The 18144-nt window shown below is 40.0% G+C and carries 16 protein-coding genes; 15 read left to right on the top strand and 1 reads right to left on the bottom strand.

Annotation, left to right across the window (positions count from 1 at the left end; genetic code table 11):
* The first annotated feature begins 92 nt into the window (after positions 1-92).
* The 9 genes from coaBC (at position 93) to AB2Q86_RS09710 (ending at position 10982) form a co-directional block, all read left to right on the top strand.
* On the top strand, positions 93-1292 hold the full coding sequence (gene coaBC, locus AB2Q86_RS09750; protein WP_014589096.1) for a bifunctional phosphopantothenoylcysteine decarboxylase/phosphopantothenate--cysteine ligase CoaBC: 1200 nt from the start codon (positions 93-95) through the stop codon (positions 1290-1292).
* A gap of 4 nt (positions 1293-1296) precedes the next feature.
* The gene (gene priA, locus AB2Q86_RS09745) at positions 1297-3690 is read left to right on the top strand and encodes a primosomal protein N' (RefSeq protein WP_012581118.1); all 2394 of its coding nucleotides are present in this window, start codon (positions 1297-1299) and stop codon (positions 3688-3690) included.
* 13 nt (positions 3691-3703) lie between these two features.
* On the top strand, positions 3704-4642 hold the full coding sequence (fmt, locus tag AB2Q86_RS09740) for a methionyl-tRNA formyltransferase (protein WP_012581119.1): 939 nt from the start codon (positions 3704-3706) through the stop codon (positions 4640-4642).
* On the top strand, positions 4643-5977 hold the full coding sequence (gene rsmB / locus AB2Q86_RS09735; protein ID WP_012581120.1) for a 16S rRNA (cytosine(967)-C(5))-methyltransferase RsmB: 1335 nt from the start codon (positions 4643-4645) through the stop codon (positions 5975-5977).
* Between the two features lie 21 nt (positions 5978-5998).
* Positions 5999-6757: a Stp1/IreP family PP2C-type Ser/Thr phosphatase gene (locus AB2Q86_RS09730; protein ID WP_003729528.1), complete on the top strand. Its 759-nt coding sequence runs from the start codon at positions 5999-6001 to the stop codon at positions 6755-6757.
* On the top strand, positions 6754-8721 hold the full coding sequence (gene pknB, locus AB2Q86_RS09725; protein ID WP_012581121.1) for a Stk1 family PASTA domain-containing Ser/Thr kinase: 1968 nt from the start codon (positions 6754-6756) through the stop codon (positions 8719-8721). Before AB2Q86_RS09730 ends, pknB begins: the two co-directional genes overlap by 4 nt.
* A gap of 18 nt (positions 8722-8739) precedes the next feature.
* Complete coding sequence (rsgA, locus tag AB2Q86_RS09720) at positions 8740-9615, top strand: ribosome small subunit-dependent GTPase A (protein ID WP_003729529.1); 876 nt, start codon at positions 8740-8742, stop codon at positions 9613-9615.
* A gap of 2 nt (positions 9616-9617) precedes the next feature.
* Complete coding sequence (gene rpe, locus AB2Q86_RS09715; protein ID WP_012581122.1) at positions 9618-10274, top strand: ribulose-phosphate 3-epimerase; 657 nt, start codon at positions 9618-9620, stop codon at positions 10272-10274.
* Between the two features lie 63 nt (positions 10275-10337).
* The gene (locus AB2Q86_RS09710) at positions 10338-10982 is read left to right on the top strand and encodes a thiamine diphosphokinase (protein WP_012581123.1); all 645 of its coding nucleotides are present in this window, start codon (positions 10338-10340) and stop codon (positions 10980-10982) included.
* Between the two features lie 96 nt (positions 10983-11078).
* On the opposite strand, the gene rpmB is transcribed toward AB2Q86_RS09710, so the two are convergent.
* Positions 11079-11267, bottom strand: a complete 189-nt coding sequence (gene rpmB / locus AB2Q86_RS09705; protein ID WP_003720131.1) for a 50S ribosomal protein L28 — start codon at positions 11265-11267, stop codon at positions 11079-11081.
* 298 nt (positions 11268-11565) lie between these two features.
* On the opposite strand from rpmB, the gene AB2Q86_RS09700 reads away from it, so the two are divergent.
* The 6 genes from AB2Q86_RS09700 to fapR all read left to right on the top strand — a co-directional run bounded on the left by AB2Q86_RS09700 (position 11566) and on the right by fapR (position 18134).
* The gene (locus AB2Q86_RS09700) at positions 11566-11931 is read left to right on the top strand and encodes an Asp23/Gls24 family envelope stress response protein (RefSeq protein WP_003720130.1); all 366 of its coding nucleotides are present in this window, start codon (positions 11566-11568) and stop codon (positions 11929-11931) included.
* Between the two features lie 14 nt (positions 11932-11945).
* Positions 11946-13604 carry a DAK2 domain-containing protein gene (locus AB2Q86_RS09695; protein WP_119721743.1) on the top strand — a complete coding sequence of 553 codons (1659 nt, stop codon included), beginning with the start codon at positions 11946-11948 and terminating at the stop codon, positions 13602-13604.
* A gap of 39 nt (positions 13605-13643) precedes the next feature.
* Positions 13644-14306, top strand: a complete 663-nt coding sequence (sdaAB, locus tag AB2Q86_RS09690) for an L-serine ammonia-lyase, iron-sulfur-dependent subunit beta (RefSeq protein WP_003729532.1) — start codon at positions 13644-13646, stop codon at positions 14304-14306.
* Positions 14307-14452: 146 nt separating this feature from the next.
* Positions 14453-15343 (top strand): L-serine ammonia-lyase, iron-sulfur-dependent, subunit alpha, encoded by an 891-nt coding sequence (gene sdaAA, locus AB2Q86_RS09685; protein WP_012581125.1) that lies wholly within the window; start codon positions 14453-14455, stop codon positions 15341-15343.
* A complete protein-coding gene (gene recG, locus AB2Q86_RS09680; RefSeq protein ID WP_012581126.1) occupies positions 15336-17384 on the top strand; it encodes an ATP-dependent DNA helicase RecG in 2049 nt (682 codons plus the stop codon). The genes sdaAA and recG overlap by 8 nt, the downstream gene beginning before the upstream one ends.
* Positions 17385-17564: 180 nt before the next feature.
* Positions 17565-18134, top strand: coding sequence for a transcription factor FapR (gene fapR, locus AB2Q86_RS09675; protein ID WP_012581127.1), 570 nt, complete (start codon positions 17565-17567; stop codon positions 18132-18134).
* The last annotated feature ends 10 nt before the right edge of the window (positions 18135-18144 follow it).

The raw sequence follows: 18144 nt of genomic DNA, 5'->3' as shown, positions 1-18144 counted from the left end.
TTGAATTGTCGTTTCTTCATGGTTTTGTCCTGTCTTGATTTAAGGTATAATGGAAGTAATGATTTTTTATATTAAAATGAGGTGACTTATTGATGCAAGGAAAAAATATCTTACTCGCAGTGTCTGGTGGCATTGCTGTTTATAAAGCAGTCGCACTTACAAGTAAATTAACGCAAGCAGGAGCAAACGTCAAAGTGATGATGACAGAACATGCACAGGAATTTGTTCCACCGCTTTCGTTCCAAGTATTATCTAAAAATGATGTATACACAGATACATTTGACGAAAAAAAATCAAGTGTGGTCGCACATATTGACTTAGCTGATTGGGCTGATTTAGTAATTGTCGCACCAGCTACCGCAAATGTGATTGGCAAAATGGCAAATGGAATCGCTGATGATATGGTAACGACAACCATTCTTGCAATAGAGGCACCAGTTTGGGTGGCACCAGCAATGAATGTCCACATGATCCAACACCCAGCAGTTATTCGAAATATTAATCGATTATACGCAGACGGTGTCCGTTTTATCGAGCCAGAAGAAGGTTACTTAGCTTGTGGCTATGTTGGTCGCGGTCGTCTTGAAGAACCAGAAAAAATCGTTCTTCGGATTGCTGAATTTTTTCAAGAAGATAAAAACCTCCTTCAAGGAAAAAATGTGCTAGTAACAGCCGGCGCAACTCGCGAAAAATTAGATCCAGTACGCTATTTCACTAACCATTCAACTGGGAAAATGGGCTTTAGCATAGCAGAATCTGCGGCGCGTCACGGTGCGAAGGTTACGCTAGTTACTACAAGTAAAGCACTTCCCGTACCTCCTGGTGTAGAAGCAATCTATGTCGAATCGGCAGAAGAAATGTATCAAGCTGTGGATGAACATAAAGTGTCACAAGATATCTTCGTGATGACAGCAGCAGTTGCCGATTACACGCCAGCGAAAGTTTCAGACCAAAAAATTAAAAAACAGCCGGGCGATTTTGCCATTGAAATGAAACGAACCAAAGATATTTTACTCGAAATTGGTCAACACAAAACTGCGGACCAAGTCGTGATTGGCTTTGCCGCTGAAACAGAAAATCTAGAAGCAAACGCACGTAAAAAACTAACATCCAAAAATGCCGATATGATTGTCGCTAACGATATTAGCGTAGCGGGAGCAGGCTTTTCCGGGGATACGAATATCGTGACATTTTACCGAAAAGATGGTTCTAGCGAAGCGCTACCGATACTAGATAAAAAAGAAGTTGCTGAATATATCATCAAAGAAACTGCTAACTTTTTAAGGAAGTGAACGAATGATTAATATTGCGAAAGTAATTGTGGACGTTCCAGCCATGCAAGTGGATCGTCCATTTGACTACTATATTCCAGAAGATTTAGAAGAACTTATTCGTCCAGGTATGCGAGTAAGTGTCCCATTTGGAAATCGTAAAATACAAGGATTTGTCATTGCTCTTGGAGAAACAGAAGAAAACCCAAAATTAAAAGGCATTGACGGGGTGATGGATTTAGCCCCCGTTTTAAATGAAGAATTGATGGAGCTAGGCGATTGGTTAGCAGAAGATACGCTGAGTTTCCGGGTGTCTGCTTACCAAGCCATGTTACCAGCCGCGCTACGAGCAAAATATGAAAAATATTTTTTGCGCTTAGATGAGGAAAACGAAGAATTAGAGCAGCTATTTGAAGGCTACGAAACACTAGACTGGAAAGTGGCAGAAGCCCGCGGTTTACTCAAACAAATTGGCAAATGGGTCAGAGAAGGCAGCGTGGAAGTAGTCTACCAAGTCAAAAACAAAATCACGAGTAAAAAAGTTCGCGTTGTTAACTGTCTCAAATCACCACACCAACTAGCTGAAATAATAGAAGATATGCCGAAAAATGCCAAAGCACAGTCACGTGTACTCGCATTTTTCCAAGCATTTGAAGGCAACGAAATTACGGCAGCTGAGTTAAAAAAACAAGCGGAAACAACGGATGCCACGCTAAAAAAATTAGTCGACTTAGGGTTGCTTTCTATTCAAGAAAAAATTGTTTCGCGTGATCCCTATGAAAATCACCAATTTGAAAAAAGTGAATCGCTTCAGTTATTACCAGATCAACAAACTGCGTGCGAGAAAATCACCGCAGCAACTAATCAAGAAACATTCCTAATACACGGGGTTACCGGAAGTGGGAAAACCGAAATCTATTTACAAACCATCGAAGCAAAATTAAAAGAAGGCAAAGAAGCCATCGTTTTAGTACCGGAAATTTCCCTTACGCCGCAAATGGTAGAGCGATTCAAAAGCCGCTTTGGAAGCGAGGTCGCGGTACTACATAGTGCGCTATCTTCCGGAGAAAAATACGACGAATGGCGCAAAATTGAACGTAAAGAAGCGCGCGTTGTCGTTGGGGCTCGCTCCGCCGTATTTGCACCGTTTGAAAATCTCGGCATTATTATTATCGACGAAGAGCATGAAGCAAGTTACAAACAAGAAGATAATCCGCGTTATCATGCAAGAGATGTGGCCATTTGGCGCGCAACAAAATATCAATGCCCAGTAGTTCTCGGAAGCGCCACGCCGTCCCTTGAATCTTTTGCTAGAGCGAAAAAAGGTGTGTATACGTTAATCGAACTTCCTAGCCGGGTCAATGATCGGGCGATGCCAGAAGTGAGTGTTGTCGACATGCGCGAAGAATTACGCAAAGAAAACCGCACTGAATTTTCGACTGAGTTGCTGGAAAAAATCAAAGATCGAATTGCCAAAAAAGAACAAACGGTTTTAATGCTAAATCGCCGTGGCTATTCCTCCTTTGTGATGTGCCGTGATTGTGGTTATGTTGTGGAATGTCCGAACTGCGATATTTCGCTCACTTATCATCAATCGAGCAACCAAATGAAATGTCATTACTGCGGACATGAAGAACGTGTTCCACAAAAATGCCCGAGCTGCGAAGGCGAGCATATTCGCTATTTTGGTACTGGTACACAAAAAGTAGAAGAAAGTTTGACCAAATTAATTCCAGAAGCGCGCGTCATCCGGATGGACGTAGATACAACGAGAACAAAAGGCGCCCATGAAAAGTTACTCAAAAGCTTCCGCAATCACGAAGCGGATATCTTACTTGGTACGCAAATGATTGCCAAAGGACTAGATTTTCCAGACATTACGTTAGTTGGCGTATTAAATGCCGACACGATGCTTCATTTACCAGACTTTCGCGCCTCGGAACGAACTTTCCAACTTCTCACTCAAGTAAGTGGGCGAGCAGGGCGGCACGAGCGGACAGGGGAAGTCATCGTTCAAAGCTATAACCCAGAACATTACAGTATTGAATTCGCTAAAAAGCATGATTTTATCGGGTTTTATAACCACGAAATGCAGCTGCGAAAAATGGGTTCATACCCGCCGTTCTATTACTTAACGATGATTAATGTTAGTGATGAAAATGAAATGAAAGCTATTCGAACCATTCAAGAAATGGCTCAGTTTTTACGAGGAAAGCTCGGTCCAGATGCTGTTATTCTAGGCCCAGTTCCTAGTACCATCACAAGAATTAAAAACAAATATCGCTACCAGTGCATTATTAAATATAAAATCGAACCAAACTTAAAAAAAGAACTAAAAACACTAATTACGCATTATCAAAAAGACCAACAAAAAGGTCTAACAATAACTATTGACGTACAGCCTTACGTACTAATGTAAAAGGAGCAAACCAATGACTAAAATTATCTTTATGGGCACACCAGAATTTTCCGTTCCCGTTTTAACGCAATTAGCTAGCACGTATGACGTAGTTGCAGTTGTGACACAGCCGGACCGACCAGTTGGGCGCAAACGAGTTTTAACACCACCGCCAGTAAAAAAGGCTGCTTTAGAACTAGCTATTCCAGTTTATCAACCAGAAAAATTGCGGACATCTAGCGAACTGGAAGAACTGATTGCTCTCGAGGCTGATTTGCTTGTAACAGCAGCTTACGGACAAATTTTGCCAAATAGTTTACTTGAATCACCGAAGCATGGCGCGATTAATGTGCACGCGTCTCTTTTACCAGAATACCGCGGCGGCGCTCCTGTCCACTATGCACTCCTTGATGGGAAAACGGAGACAGGTGTCACGATTATGTATATGGTAGAGAAATTGGATGCTGGTGATATGATTAGTCAGCGTAAAATCCCCATCACAGATGAAGATAATACTGGCACCATGTTTGATAAATTAAGCAAACTAGGCGCAGAATTATTGATGGACACATTACCCGACTTTTTAGCTGGAAAAATAACGGCAATCCCACAAGATCCTGAAAAAGTAACCTTTGCGCGCAATATTTCAAGAGAACAAGAAAAAATCGACTGGACAAAACCAGGACGTACTATCTTTAATCAAATTCGAGGATTGTCTCCTTGGCCAGTGGCTTATACAACACTGGAAGAAAAACCATTTAAAATCTGGGAAGCAACTTATGAAGAGACAAAAGAGAGCGGCGAACCAGGTGCCATTTTAGCAGATAAAACAACGCTTAAAATCGTAACAGGCGACGGCACGCTCATCGTACCAACAGTGATCCAACCAGCAGGAAAACCGAAGATGGATATTCACTCATTCATGTCCGGAGCTGGTAGAAATTTAAGTAAGACGACAAGGTTTGGTGAATAAATGAAAAAACAAAAAACAGTTCGTGCGATTGCGCTAGAACTCATTATTAAAATTGAAAATAATCAATCATACAGCCATTTATTAATTAATGACGCCTTAAAAAAACAAAAGCTAAACCCGCTTGATAAAGGCCTTTTGACTGAGTTAGTATACGGTACAACACAACGTAAAATTACACTTGATTATTACTTAGCGCCGTTTCTAAATAAAGAACCCGACAATTGGGTGAAAAACTTACTAAGAATGTCCGTGTATCAATTAACCTTTTTAGATAAAGTTCCTGAGCATGCGATTTTAAATGAAGCTGGTGACATCGCGAAAGATTTAGGACACCAAGGTGTAACTAAGTTCGTCAACGGTGTGTTGCGTAATGTTATCCGAAAAGGCGTACCAAGTATTGATGCCATCAAAGACCCTGTGCAAAAAATCGCTGTTGAAACAAGTCTGCCAGAATGGTTAGCAAAAAGGTGGGCAGATCAATATGGTATCAAAAAACTGCGTGAAATCGGTTTAGCATTTCTTGTCGCACCTCACCAAAGCATTCGTGTCAACCAAACGGAAATTCCTACTGAACAATTAATCAAAGAACTAAATGACCAAGGAATCACCGTGACACGTAATGAATTTATCGAGGAAGCGTTACTTGTTGAAAAAGGATCTGTAGCAGAAACAAAAGCATACAAAGACGGTAAATGTAGCATTCAAGACGAAAGCTCAATGCTCGCAGCCTATGCGCTTCAACTAGAAGATAATTTGACCGTATTAGATGCTTGTGCGGCACCGGGTGGGAAAACAACCCATATCGCGGAAAAAATGCACGGCACGGGAATGGTTCATGCACTTGATATCCACGAAAAGAAAACCAAGCTAATTGATCAAGCCGCCAAACGATTGCAACTACTTAATATTCGTACGGCGCATTTAGACGCAAGAACCGCAAGTACTATGTTTGAACCAGAAACATTTGACCGTATTTTAGTGGATGCTCCATGCTCTGGCTTTGGCGTTCTTCGCAGAAAACCAGACATTAAATACGCAAAAACAGAAAAAGATATCCACAAATTAGCAGAAATTCAATTAGCCATTTTAGATGACGTTAGCCAATTAGTAAAAGAAAATGGTATATTAGTTTATAGTACTTGTACCATTGACAAGGAAGAAAATGAAACGGTTCTTCGTGCTTTCCTAGAAAAACATCCAGAATTCGCACTTGAACCAGTAGTACTTCCCGAAAAATTGGCGCAAATCAAGAAGGACGATTTTATTCAACTTTTACCAACAGATATTGGAAGCGATGGTTTCTTCGTTTCTAGCCTTAGAAAAGTGAAGTCCTGAAAAATAGTGAGGTGCTTTTAAATGCATGCAGAATTTAGAACAGATAGAGGCAGAATAAGACATCATAATGAAGACAATGGCGGCGTTTTTGAAAATAAAGATAACCAGCCAATTGTCATTGTTGCAGACGGCATGGGTGGTCACCGCGCAGGAGACGTGGCGAGCGAAATGGCTGTTCGTTTACTAAGCGACGCATGGAAAGAAACGACCGCACTTTTGACCGCAGAAGAAATTGAAACTTGGTTACGCAAAACTATCCAAGAAGTCAATAAAGAAATTGCCCTTTATGCGGAAAGTGAAATGGATCTAAATGGTATGGGAACAACACTTGTTGCCGCTATTATGGCGCAGTCACAAGTCGTTATCGCCAACGTAGGAGACAGCCGTGGTTATTTACTTCAAAATCACGTTTTACGTCAACTAACCGAAGATCATTCGCTTGTACATGAACTCCTTCGAACAGGTGAAATCAGCAAAGAAGATGCTATGAACCATCCTCGCAAAAATATTCTTTTACGCGCACTTGGCGTAGAAGGAAAAGTGGAAGTAGATACATTTGTTGTCCCTTTTCAAACGAGCGATACGTTATTACTTTGTTCCGACGGTTTAACGAATATGGTTCCAGAAACAGAAATGGAAGAAATTTTAAAAAGCAAACGAACTCTTTCGGAAAAAGCAGATGTATTTATTACAAAAGCTAATTCTTATGGGGGAGAAGATAATATTACTGTGCTGTTAGTCGAACGAGATCTGACGCAGAAAGGGAGGGACGCTTCATGATGATTGGTAAGCGATTAAGTGATCGATATAAGATTTTACATGCAATAGGTGGCGGCGGAATGGCCAATGTGTACTTGGCGCATGATATTATTCTTGATAGAGATGTTGCAGTGAAAATTTTACGAATCGATTTGGCAGATGAAAGCAACCTTATTCGTCGGTTCCAACGAGAAGCTCAATCAGCAACAAGTCTCGTTCACCCTAATATTGTTAGTGTGTACGATGTTGGTGAAGAAAATGATTTACACTATATTGTAATGGAACATGTAGATGGGATGGATTTAAAACAGTACATTCACGAAAATCATCCAATCAGTTATGAAAAAGCAGTTGATATTATGCTGCAAATCGTTTCTGCGGTAGCAATCGCCCATCAACATCACATTATCCACCGTGACTTAAAACCGCAAAATATTTTAATTGATCATGATGGTGTTGTGAAGATTACAGATTTTGGTATTGCAATGGCACTTTCAGAAACATCTATTACACAAACGAATTCTTTACTAGGTTCGGTGCATTACTTATCCCCAGAACAAGCACGTGGCGGAATGGCAACGCAAAAATCAGATATCTATTCACTTGGCATTGTGTTATACGAACTATTAACTGGAAAAGTACCTTTTGACGGGGAGTCAGCAGTTTCTATAGCTATTAAGCATCTGCAAGCAGACATCCCATCCGCAAGAGAACAAAATCCAGAAATTCCACAAAGCTTAGAAAATATTATTATTAAAGCAACGGCTAAAGATCCATTTTTACGCTATCAAAACGCAGAAGAAATGGAAAAAGACTTGCAAACTTGTTTAAATAAAGACCGTTTGAACGAACCTAAATATGTTTTCCCAACAGATGATGGTGATACGAAAGCAATTCCAATCATCGCAACCAAAGACACGATGCAAAACCTTGATAAAACCATTGTCCCAGAAGGAAAAGTAGCAGCAGCTGAAGCAGTTCCTGAAGAGAAAAAAGGCAAGAAAAAGAAAAAAATGAGCAAGAAAAAGAAAATTACATTAATCGTTTTTTCCGTTATTGCCATTTTTATCATTGGTATTTTATTACTGTGGCTACTAGGCAAGAGTCCTGATGAGGTTGCTGTGCCGGATGTTTCTGGTAAAACAGAAGACCAAGCAGTAGCCCTACTTCAAAAAGAAGGCTTTGTCATTGGCAAGACCGCAGAAAAAAATAGCGATGAAATAGCAGAAGGAAAAGTAATTAATACGGACCCTGAAGCCGGTGAAATGAAAGAAAAAGGAACAAAAATTAATTTATTCGTAAGTATTGGTTCGAAAAAAATAACGATGGATGACTACACGGGAAGAAGTTACACAGATACCAAAGCAATCCTCGAACAGCAAGGATTTAAGAATATTTCTTCAGAGGAAGCCTATAGTTCAGAAGTTGGAAAAGGTATGATTATTAGCCAAACACCAACCCAAGGAACAGAAGTAGTTGCTAAATCAACCGATGTGAAATTCGTCGTAAGTAAAGGTGCAGAACCAATTACACTGAAAGATTTACGAGGTTACACTAAAACGGCAGTAGAAGACTACGCTTCACCGCTTGGACTTAAAGTTTCAAGTAAAGAAGAAAACTCAAGCACTGTTGAAAAAGGACAAGTTATTTCGCAGTCTCCATCTGCTGGAACGGCAATGAACGCTGGAGATACGATTGAGATTGTCATTTCTGCAGGACCAAAAGAAAAACAAGTCAAAGAAGTAACAAAAACATTTAACATCCCATATACACCAAGTGATGAAGACAACCCACAACCACAGAAAGTGCAAATTTACATTCAAGATAAAGACCATAGCATGACGAGCGCTTACCGAGAAATGAGCATTACACAAAATACCTCGGTAGAAATAACTTTCCAAATTGAAGAAGGTTCTAGCGCAGGCTACAAAATCATCAGTGATGATAAAGTAATCGATGAAGGTACAGTCCCTTATCCAAATTAAAAATAGAACGGAGGAAATGTGCTGGAAGGACAAATTATCAAAGCGTTGAGCGGATTTTACTATGTATTTTCAGAAGGAAAAGTATATCAATGTCGAGCACGAGGGAATTTTAGAAAACGAAATATCTCTCCGCTTGTAGGCGATGATGTCGAATTTCAAATAGAAAATAAAACAGATGGTTACATTTTAGATGTAATGTCCCGGGAGAATGCACTTGTGCGACCTCCCGTGGCAAACATTGATATTGCGATTTTGGTGTTTTCAGCAGTAGAACCAGATTTTTCCACGAATCTTGCGGATCGTTTTTTAGTAGCTATTGAGAAGGAAGATATCAAGCCAGTTATTTGCATTAGTAAAATGGACTTGGCATCAGAATCTGAAAAAGAGCAGATTGCTGTTTACAAAGACATATACGAAGCGATTGGTTATGATGTTTTTGTTACCAATGATGAACCCGATAAAGAAGCCATTAAAGACTATATTAGTGGAAAAACTGCAGTTATCGCTGGGCAATCCGGTGTAGGAAAGTCGACTCTCCTAAATAGCTTAAATAGTGATTTAACTTTAAAAACAGCAGAGATTTCGAACTCACTCGGTCGCGGAAAACATACAACGAGACATGTCGAACTAATGCCGATTGGCGATGGATTTGTCGCTGATACGCCTGGCTTTAGTTCTATCGAATGGGATGACCTGCAACCTGAAACATTACAATTTTGCTTTCCTGAAATGGAAGATCGTCGTAGCGGTTGTAAATTTCGTGGTTGTATGCACGAAAACGAACCTAATTGCGCAGTGAAAACAGCTGTTGAAGCAAATGAAATAGCAGAATTTCGCTACAAACACTATATCCAAATTTTACAAGAATTAAAAAACAGAAAGCCGAGGTATTAAGAATGGGAAAAATAGCTCCTTCGATTTTAAGTGCAGACTTTGCAAATCTTGCAAGAGATATTAAAGAAGTAGAAAATTGCGGTGCAGACTACATTCATATTGATGTTATGGACGGACATTTCGTTCCAAATATTACATTTGGTCCTGCTGTTGTTCAAGCCATTCGCCCAGAAACAAAACTACCACTTGATGTTCATTTAATGATTGAAAACCCGGATACATACATTCCAGAATTTGCAAAAGCGGGTGCAGACTACATTACGGTGCATGTCGAAGCTTGTACGCATCTTCATCGCACATTACAATTAATCCGTTCTTACGGTGTGAAAGCGGGAGCAGTACTTAATCCAGCCACACCAATCGATGTTTTACAACACGTTTTAAATGAACTGGATATGGTTCTATTTATGACAGTAAATCCTGGTTTTGGCGGACAAAAATTCATTCCAGAAGTACTAGAAAAAATTAGTGCTTTCAAGAAAATAGTGGATGAAAAAGGCTTAGATATCGAAATTGAAGTAGATGGCGGCGTGGATCATGAAACAGCGAAATTATGCCGTGATGCTGGCGCAAATGTCTTTGTAGCTGGTAGTTACATTTATGGAAATAAAAATCGTCAAACACCAATTGATAAATTACGTGCCGTTGTAGGCGAGTAAACTAATAGTAGGGCTGGGACCTCTGTTCCAGTCTTATTTGTTAGGGGAGAAGGGGACTCAAGTATGAAAATAATTAATATCATGGTTGGTGGACCTGCGTCCGAAATTCCTGATTTAGCACAATATACGAGCGCAGAGATTAGTTGGGTTGGCGTGGACCGCGGAGCAAAACGTTTGTTAGACCATGGAATTGTACCGACCGTTGCGATGGGAGATTTTGATTCACTCTCTAAAGAAGAACTGGCTCATTTGAAAACCAAAGTAGCAGATGTACACGAATTTCCTGCAGAAAAAGATGAAACAGATACGGAAATTGGATTAAGTTGGGCGATGGAGCAAAATCCAGATAAGATACGCATTTTTGGTGCAACAGGAGGCCGCTTAGACCATCTACTTGCGAATCTAATGATGTTGACCAAACCACGATTTTTAAACGCTGTACCGGTCGTAGAAATGATTGACCGCTATAACTACATCAAAATGTACACACCAGGTAGCTATACCATTGAAAAACTACCTGATAAGAAATATGTCGCATTTACAACGATGAAAGACGTTACAGGACTGACGCTAAAAGGATTCGCTTATCCACTCGAAAATGCTACTTACCCAGTAGGTTCAGCACTTTCAAGTAATGAGTTTGTGGAGAAAAAAGGTGAATTTTCCTTTAAAAGCGGGATGATTTTATTAACACAAAGTAATGATTAACAAGAAATACAGGTGCACTCGGCCTGTATTTTTTTATTTTAAGGCAAAGAAAAAATGCACCGACATAATTGTCGCTGCACTTGATTTCTCCTTCAATTAAACGCGTTCCACTTTACCAGATTTAAGCGCACGAGCAGATACCCAAACTTTTTTAGGTTTGCCGTTAACCAGAATCCGTACTTTTTGCAAGTTAGCTTTCCAAGTACGTTTGCTGGAGTTCATTGCGTGGGAACGTTTGTTACCGGAACGTGATTTGCGGCCTGTAATAACACATTCTTTAGCCATAGTTTACCCCTCCTTACAGAGCTCTTCGGATAATTTATTTAGAATAACCTATCCATTTGTTTTTCATACACTAGAATAATTTATCATAAACAAGTATACTTTGCAAGAGGATATGCGAAAATAGTGCAAAGAATTTTTACTTGACACCATAAAAGTAGCTTTAATCAGGCAAATGGAGGATATGCTTTCCAAAGGACCCTGATTATAGTAAAATAGGTAGGGACGACTTTATAATTAAATAAAAATCAATACTAAAAAATAATCGAACGAGAATATAATCCGTAGGGAGGAATATAGAATGGCAATTGAAATCGACACAAAGCTAGGCAAAATTGACATTACTAGTGATGTTATTGCAACAATCGCTGGTGGAGCTGCCGAAGAAAATTTTGGCATCGTTGGAATGGCAAGTAGACATCAAATCCGTGATGGTTTGACAGATATTTTAAGAAGAGAAAATTATACTAAAGGCGTAATCGTTAGACAAGAAGAAGAAGGTATACATATTGACATGTATATCATTGTTAGCTTTGGAACAAAAATTTCCGAAGTTGCGCATAACGTTCAAGAACGCGTCAAATACACACTAGAAAAAACACTCGGTATTACAGTGGAATCAGTGAATATTTATGTTCAAGGTGTCCGAGTAATCAAGGAATCATAAGGAGGATTATGTAAGTGAGTATATATCAGTTAGACTCAGAGAAATTTGCAGCAATGATAGCACTTGGAGCAGAGAATTTAGCAAAAAATGCTGATTTTGTAGATTCATTGAATGTCTTCCCGGTTCCAGATGGTGACACGGGAACGAATATGAATCTATCGATGACAAGTGGAGCAGAAGAAGTTGCGAAAAATGATAAAGAAACAATTAGTGCCGTTGGGGCCAATTTGGCGAAAGGCTTACTAATGGGTGCCCGCGGGAACTCAGGTGTTATTTTATCCCAACTTTTCCGAGGTTTTTCTAAAGCAATTGAAAATAAAGAAACATTAAACGCGGAAGAATTTGCTGGTGCTTTCGTTAAAGGGGTGGAAACTGCCTATAAAGCTGTCATGAAGCCAGTCGAAGGAACTATCCTAACCGTAGCTCGTGAAGCCGCAAAAGCCGGAGTTGCAGCAGCAAGTGAACATCAAGATATCGAATTAGTAATGGAAGCAATTTTAAAACAAGGGAAAGTCGCATTAGAAAAAACACCAGATTTACTTCCAGTTTTAAAAGAAGTTGGTGTTGTCGATAGTGGTGGTCAAGGTCTTATCATTATTTATGAAGGATTTTATGGCGCACTAACTGGCAAAATGGCTGAAGCTCCTGACTATATGGCATCTATGGGTGAACTAATCAATGCTGAACATCATCGCCATGTGCAAGACTTTATGTCAACGGAAGATATTCATTTTGGTGACTGTACCGAAATTATCGTGAAAATCAACGAAAACAAACCCGGTCAAAAACCTTTTGACGAAGAACAGTTCCGTCAAGATTTAAGTAAACTGGGGGATTCTCTACTAGTAGCTGCGGACGATGAAGTAGTAAAAGTACATGTCCACGTGGAACATCCGGGGGAAGTACTAAATTACGGTCAACAATACGGTAGTCTACTTAAAATGAAAGTAGAAAATATGCGTGAACAGCATAATGAAATTGTTGGTGATGATAAAGCACCAGCAAAAGAAAAAGCGGCTTATGGTATTGTTACTGTTTCAGCTGGAGAAGGATTGAAGAAACTATTTGAAAGCATGGGCGTTTCCGTTGTTCTTTCAGGTGGGCAAACAATGAATCCAAGTACAGAAGATATCGTAAAAGCAATTGAATCGGCAAATGCAGAACAAGTTTTTGTTCTTCCAAATAATAAAAATATCCAAATGGCTGCAGAACAAGCAGCACAAATTCTAGGAGATGATAAAGTACAAATCATCCCTACAAAAACAATTCCACAAGGTCTTACTGCCGTTCTTTCATTCCAAGCAGATCAAGATTTCCTAGCTAATGCAGAAGCAATGAGAGCAGCAATTGAAGACGTAGCAAGTGGCCAAGTAACGACAGCTGTACGTGATACAACAGTAGAAGGTGTCGAAATCAAAAAAGACAGCTTCATCGGTATGGTTGAAGGCAAAATCAAAGTCAGCTGTGCAACATTAGAAGAAGCTGCATACGAAACACTGGAGAAACTGCTCGATGACGATAGCGAAATCGTTACTATCATTGTTGGTGAAGATTCAGATACTTCAAAAGCAGAAACGCTTGCTGATAAAGTAACAGAAGCTTTCCCTGATGTCGAAGTAGAAATTCACGAAGGTGACCAACCAGTTTATCCGTATATTTTTGCTGTAGAATAAAGACGCCTCTGTAAATGAATAGAAGAAAGGATGATTTTAGTGAAATTTAATAGCGTATTTGATATTATTGGTCCAGTAATGATTGGTCCGTCAAGTTCTCATACTGCCGGTGCTAGTCGTATTGGTGCCATTGCACGAGCTGTTTTTAATGAACAACCATCCCAAGTAGATATTCATTTATATGGTTCTTTTGCCAAAACCTATAAAGGTCATGGTACTGATGTAGCGCTGATTGGCGGATTGCTCGGCTTTGAGCCAGATGATCCGCGCATGAAAGAATCTCCGAAGCTTGCTGAAGAGTGGGGCATGCGCATTCAGTTTATTGAAGAAGTGGAAGAGCCGCCTCATCCAAACACTGTAAAATTAGTTTTAAAACATGGCATGCAACAAATGACATTAATTGGTGCATCCATTGGCGGTGGAAAAGTAGAAATTATTCGTTTAAACGAATTCGAACTAGAATTCACTGGAACTGCTCCAGCTATCCTTATTTTGCATCAAGACAAATTTGGCGCGATTGCTGCAGTATCTTCTGTGATTGCCGACCATAAAATTAATATCGGTCAAATGAAAGTATCGCGTAAAGTAAAAGGCGATGAAGCGTTAATGGTAATTGAAGTGGACCAACACGTCGAACAAGCTTTAATTAGCAAAATTGCTGAATTACCAGGGATTTATCAAGTAGCAAGTGTCATGATTTAGTAGTTTGATACTTGATCTCTAGTAAATCGGTGGCTTTCGCTCGATTTGTGTAAAGCCAAATGTGCGTAAACAAAACGTGCATTTGGCTTTATTTTGAGTTGTAAATCAGGTATGTTGGTAAAGAGTAAAGAAAGTGAGTGTGGACAATGTTTAGAACTGTAGCAGAATTAGTAGATATCGCGGAACGCGAGAACCTAACTATTGCTGAAATTATGATTAAGCGTGAAATGAATATTTCTGGTTTACCGCGGGAAGAAATAACAGCTGCGATGGAACGGAATTTAGATATTATGGAAGAAGCTATTCGCGAGGGTGAGGCAGGAGTTACTTCTACAACTGGCTTAACAGGCGGAGATGCCGTCCTAATGCAAGACTATATCAAAAAAGGAAACTTCTTATCAGGCGAAGTTTTACTGGATTCTGTAGCAAAAGCAATCGCGACGAATGAAGTTAATGCTTCAATGGGCGTCATTTGCGCCACCCCAACTGCAGGGAGTGCCGGAGTTGTACCAGGTGTACTTTTTTCTTTAAAAGATCGTCTGGAAATGTCGCGTGAGGATATGGTGAACTTTTTATTCACAGCAGGTGCCCTTGGGTATGTTGTTGCGAATAATGCTTTTATAAGTGGAGCGGCTGGTGGCTGTCAGGCAGAAATTGGCTCAGCAAGTGCGATGGCTTCAGCGGCGATTGTAGCAGCAGCCGGTGGGACGCCAGAACAATCAGCACATGCTATGGCAATGACGATGAAAAATATGCTTGGACTTGTTTGTGATCCAGTAGCGGGACTTGTGGAAGTACCATGTGTTAAACGTAATGCACTTGGTTCCTCGCAAGCAATTATTTCAGCAGATATGGCGCTCGCAGGTATTAAGAGCCGGATTCCATGTGATGAAGTAATTGAAGCAATGCACCGCGTAGGCTTACAAATGCCAAGCTCTTTAAGAGAAACGGCAGAAGGAGGATTGGCGGCTACACCGACTGGACGTGCAATTCAGCGGAAGATTTTTGGACTGTCGCCAGAAGATAAGCGTGAGTGAACTTAAACGAATCCCGACAACTGAAATCAAAGGAATTGGCGAAGAAACAGCGAAAACGTTAAAAGAGTTAGGTTTATCTACCGTGCATGATTTGCTTTGGAACTTCCCGTATCGCTATGAGGATTATCGGTTGCGGGATTTATCCGAAGTGGCGCACGAAGAACGGATTACCATTCAAGGCGAAGTCCTAACAGAAGCAACAGTAGCCTTTTACGGTCGCAAAAAATCCAAGCTCTCTTTCCGCGTGTCAACAGAAGGTCAAGTCATCAAAATCGATTTTTTCAATCAACCCTATTTAAAAAGTAAAATAAGCGTTGGTGAAACAGTGACAATTTCTGGCAAATGGGACAAGAGCCGCGCACAAGTTACAGCCAGCAAAATTAAAATTGGTGCTGTCGAAAACGAAGAAGAGTTAGAGGGCGTTTATCGACTAAAAGGAACGTTACGCAACAAAACAATGCAAAAATATACGAGACTGGCTTTTGATAGCTATAGTCAAGATATAGAAGAAGTTATTCCAAGTAATCTATTAGAAAAATACCAATTAATGGATCGCTTGGAAGCAGTACGCATTCTTCATTTTCCAAAAAATAACGAAGAATTGAAACAAGCTAGACGTCGAATGGTCTATGAAGAATTCTTATTGTTCCAATTAAAAATGCAGTTTTTCCGTAAAATTGAACGCGAGAAATCAGGCGGAATTTCGATTAATTACGATGTAGAAGATTTGCGCCATTACATTGATTCCTTGCCATTTCCACTAACAAAAGCACAAAAACGAGTAGTCAATGAAATTTGCGGCGATATGTTATCACACTTCCATATGAATCGTTTGCTACAAGGAGACGTGGGATCGGGTAAAACAGTTGTAGCATCTATTGCCATGTATGCAGCTGCCAAAAGTGGCTTCCAAAGTGCGCTCATGGTACCAACCGAAATTTTAGCCGAGCAACATGCGAATTCCTTAGTAGAGCTGTTGCAACCTTTTGATATTACAGTTGGCTTACTAACGAGTAGTGTGAAAGGCAAACAGCGCAGAGAATTACTAGCAATGCTTGAAAATGGCTCCATTGATGTTTTAATCGGAACGCATGCATTAATTCAAGACGAAGTAATTTATCATCGCCTAGGTTTAGTTATTACGGATGAACAACATCGATTTGGCGTAGCACAGCGTCGTGTTCTTCGTGAAAAAGGGGAATATCCGGATGTTTTATTTATGACCGCAACCCCAATTCCTAGAACGCTTGCAATTACAGCGTTTGGCGAAATGGATGTATCGATTATCGATGAACTCCCAGCTGGTCGAAAAGAAATTGAAACTTACTGGGTAAAACATCAAATGCTTGATCGCGTTATCGGTTTTATGGAAAAAGAAATCGACAAAGGCCACCAAGTCTACATCATTTGTCCGCTAATTGAAGAATCAGAAAAACTTGATGTGCAAAATGCGATAGACGTTTTCAACATTCTACAAAATAAATGGGGCACTAAATATATTCCAGGTCTTATGCACGGTAAACTATTACCAGCAGATAAAGAGCAAATTATGCGCGACTTTAATGATAAAAAAATTGATTGCCTTGTTTCGACCACTGTCGTTGAAGTCGGCGTAAACGTACCAAATGCTACCATGATGGTCATTTACGATGCCGACCGTTTTGGTTTAGCACAATTGCATCAACTTAGAGGCCGAGTTGGGCGCGGGGCAGATCAGTCTTACTGTATTTTAATTGCTGACCCAAAAACCGAAGTCGGCAAAGAACGTATGATGATTATGTCAGAAACAAACGATGGCTTCGTGGTTAGTGAACGCGATCTAGAACTTCGTGGCCCTGGAGATTTCTTCGGTAGAAAACAAAGCGGTGTTCCAGAATTCAAAGTAGCAGATATGGTTCACGATTACCGCGTACTGGAGATCGCCCGCCAAGATGCCGTTCATATGATTTTTGAAGAAGGTATGTTAGAGAACAAAAACTACGAAAAATTAGTAGCACTTCTGGAGGAAGAAGGCGTCTTCACGGAGCAAAAACTAGATTAAACCTATGTAACAATCTTTAAAAAAACTTGCAACTTGGCTTGATTTTTAATAACATATTAAAGTACCTATAAATACAAAGGAAGTTCTGAATGTTATCCTACAGAGGTAACTTCCTTTTTTTACCTACTGTTTAGTAGCTGGTATTAATACCTTTCACAAAAAAGAGATGAGGATACGTGCATGAAAAAATATTCTAAAAAGGATCGTCAAATGAAACTTCAAGTTGCGATTGAAGAAAATCCTTTCATAACAGATGAGCAGCTTGCAGAAAAATTTGGGGTCAGTGTGCAAACTATTCGTTTAGATAGGGTAGCACTTTCCATCCCCGAACTCAGAGAGCGAATCAAACATGTTGCGAGTGTCACTTATGCCGATGCAGTAAAAAGCCTTCCCATCGATGAAGTGATTGGTGAAATTATTGATATTCAACTTAGCAAGAGCGCTATTTCCATTTTTGATGTGCGTAGTGAGCATGTTTTTAAACGAAATAAAATCGCTCGTGGGCATCATTTGTTTGCCCAAGCTAATTCCTTAGCAACCGCCGTCATCCCAAATGAAATAGCTCTAACAACACAAGCAACCGTTCGCTTTGTTCGTTCTGTAAACGAAGGAGAACGCATCATCGCAAAAGCAAAAGTACGTCCGGCAACAGACAACAGAGCTATTACAATCGTAGACGTGAAAAGCTATGTTGGAGATGAAATTGTACTTAAAGGCAAATTTGAAATGTATCACGCAACGCAAAAATGAAAATAAAGGA

The organism is Listeria monocytogenes (assembly GCF_041765605.1).
GTDB lineage: Bacteria > Bacillota > Bacilli > Lactobacillales > Listeriaceae > Listeria > Listeria monocytogenes_D.
The sequence above is the reverse complement of the archived record's forward strand: the minus strand, read 5'-3'. Positions and strand labels throughout refer to the sequence as shown.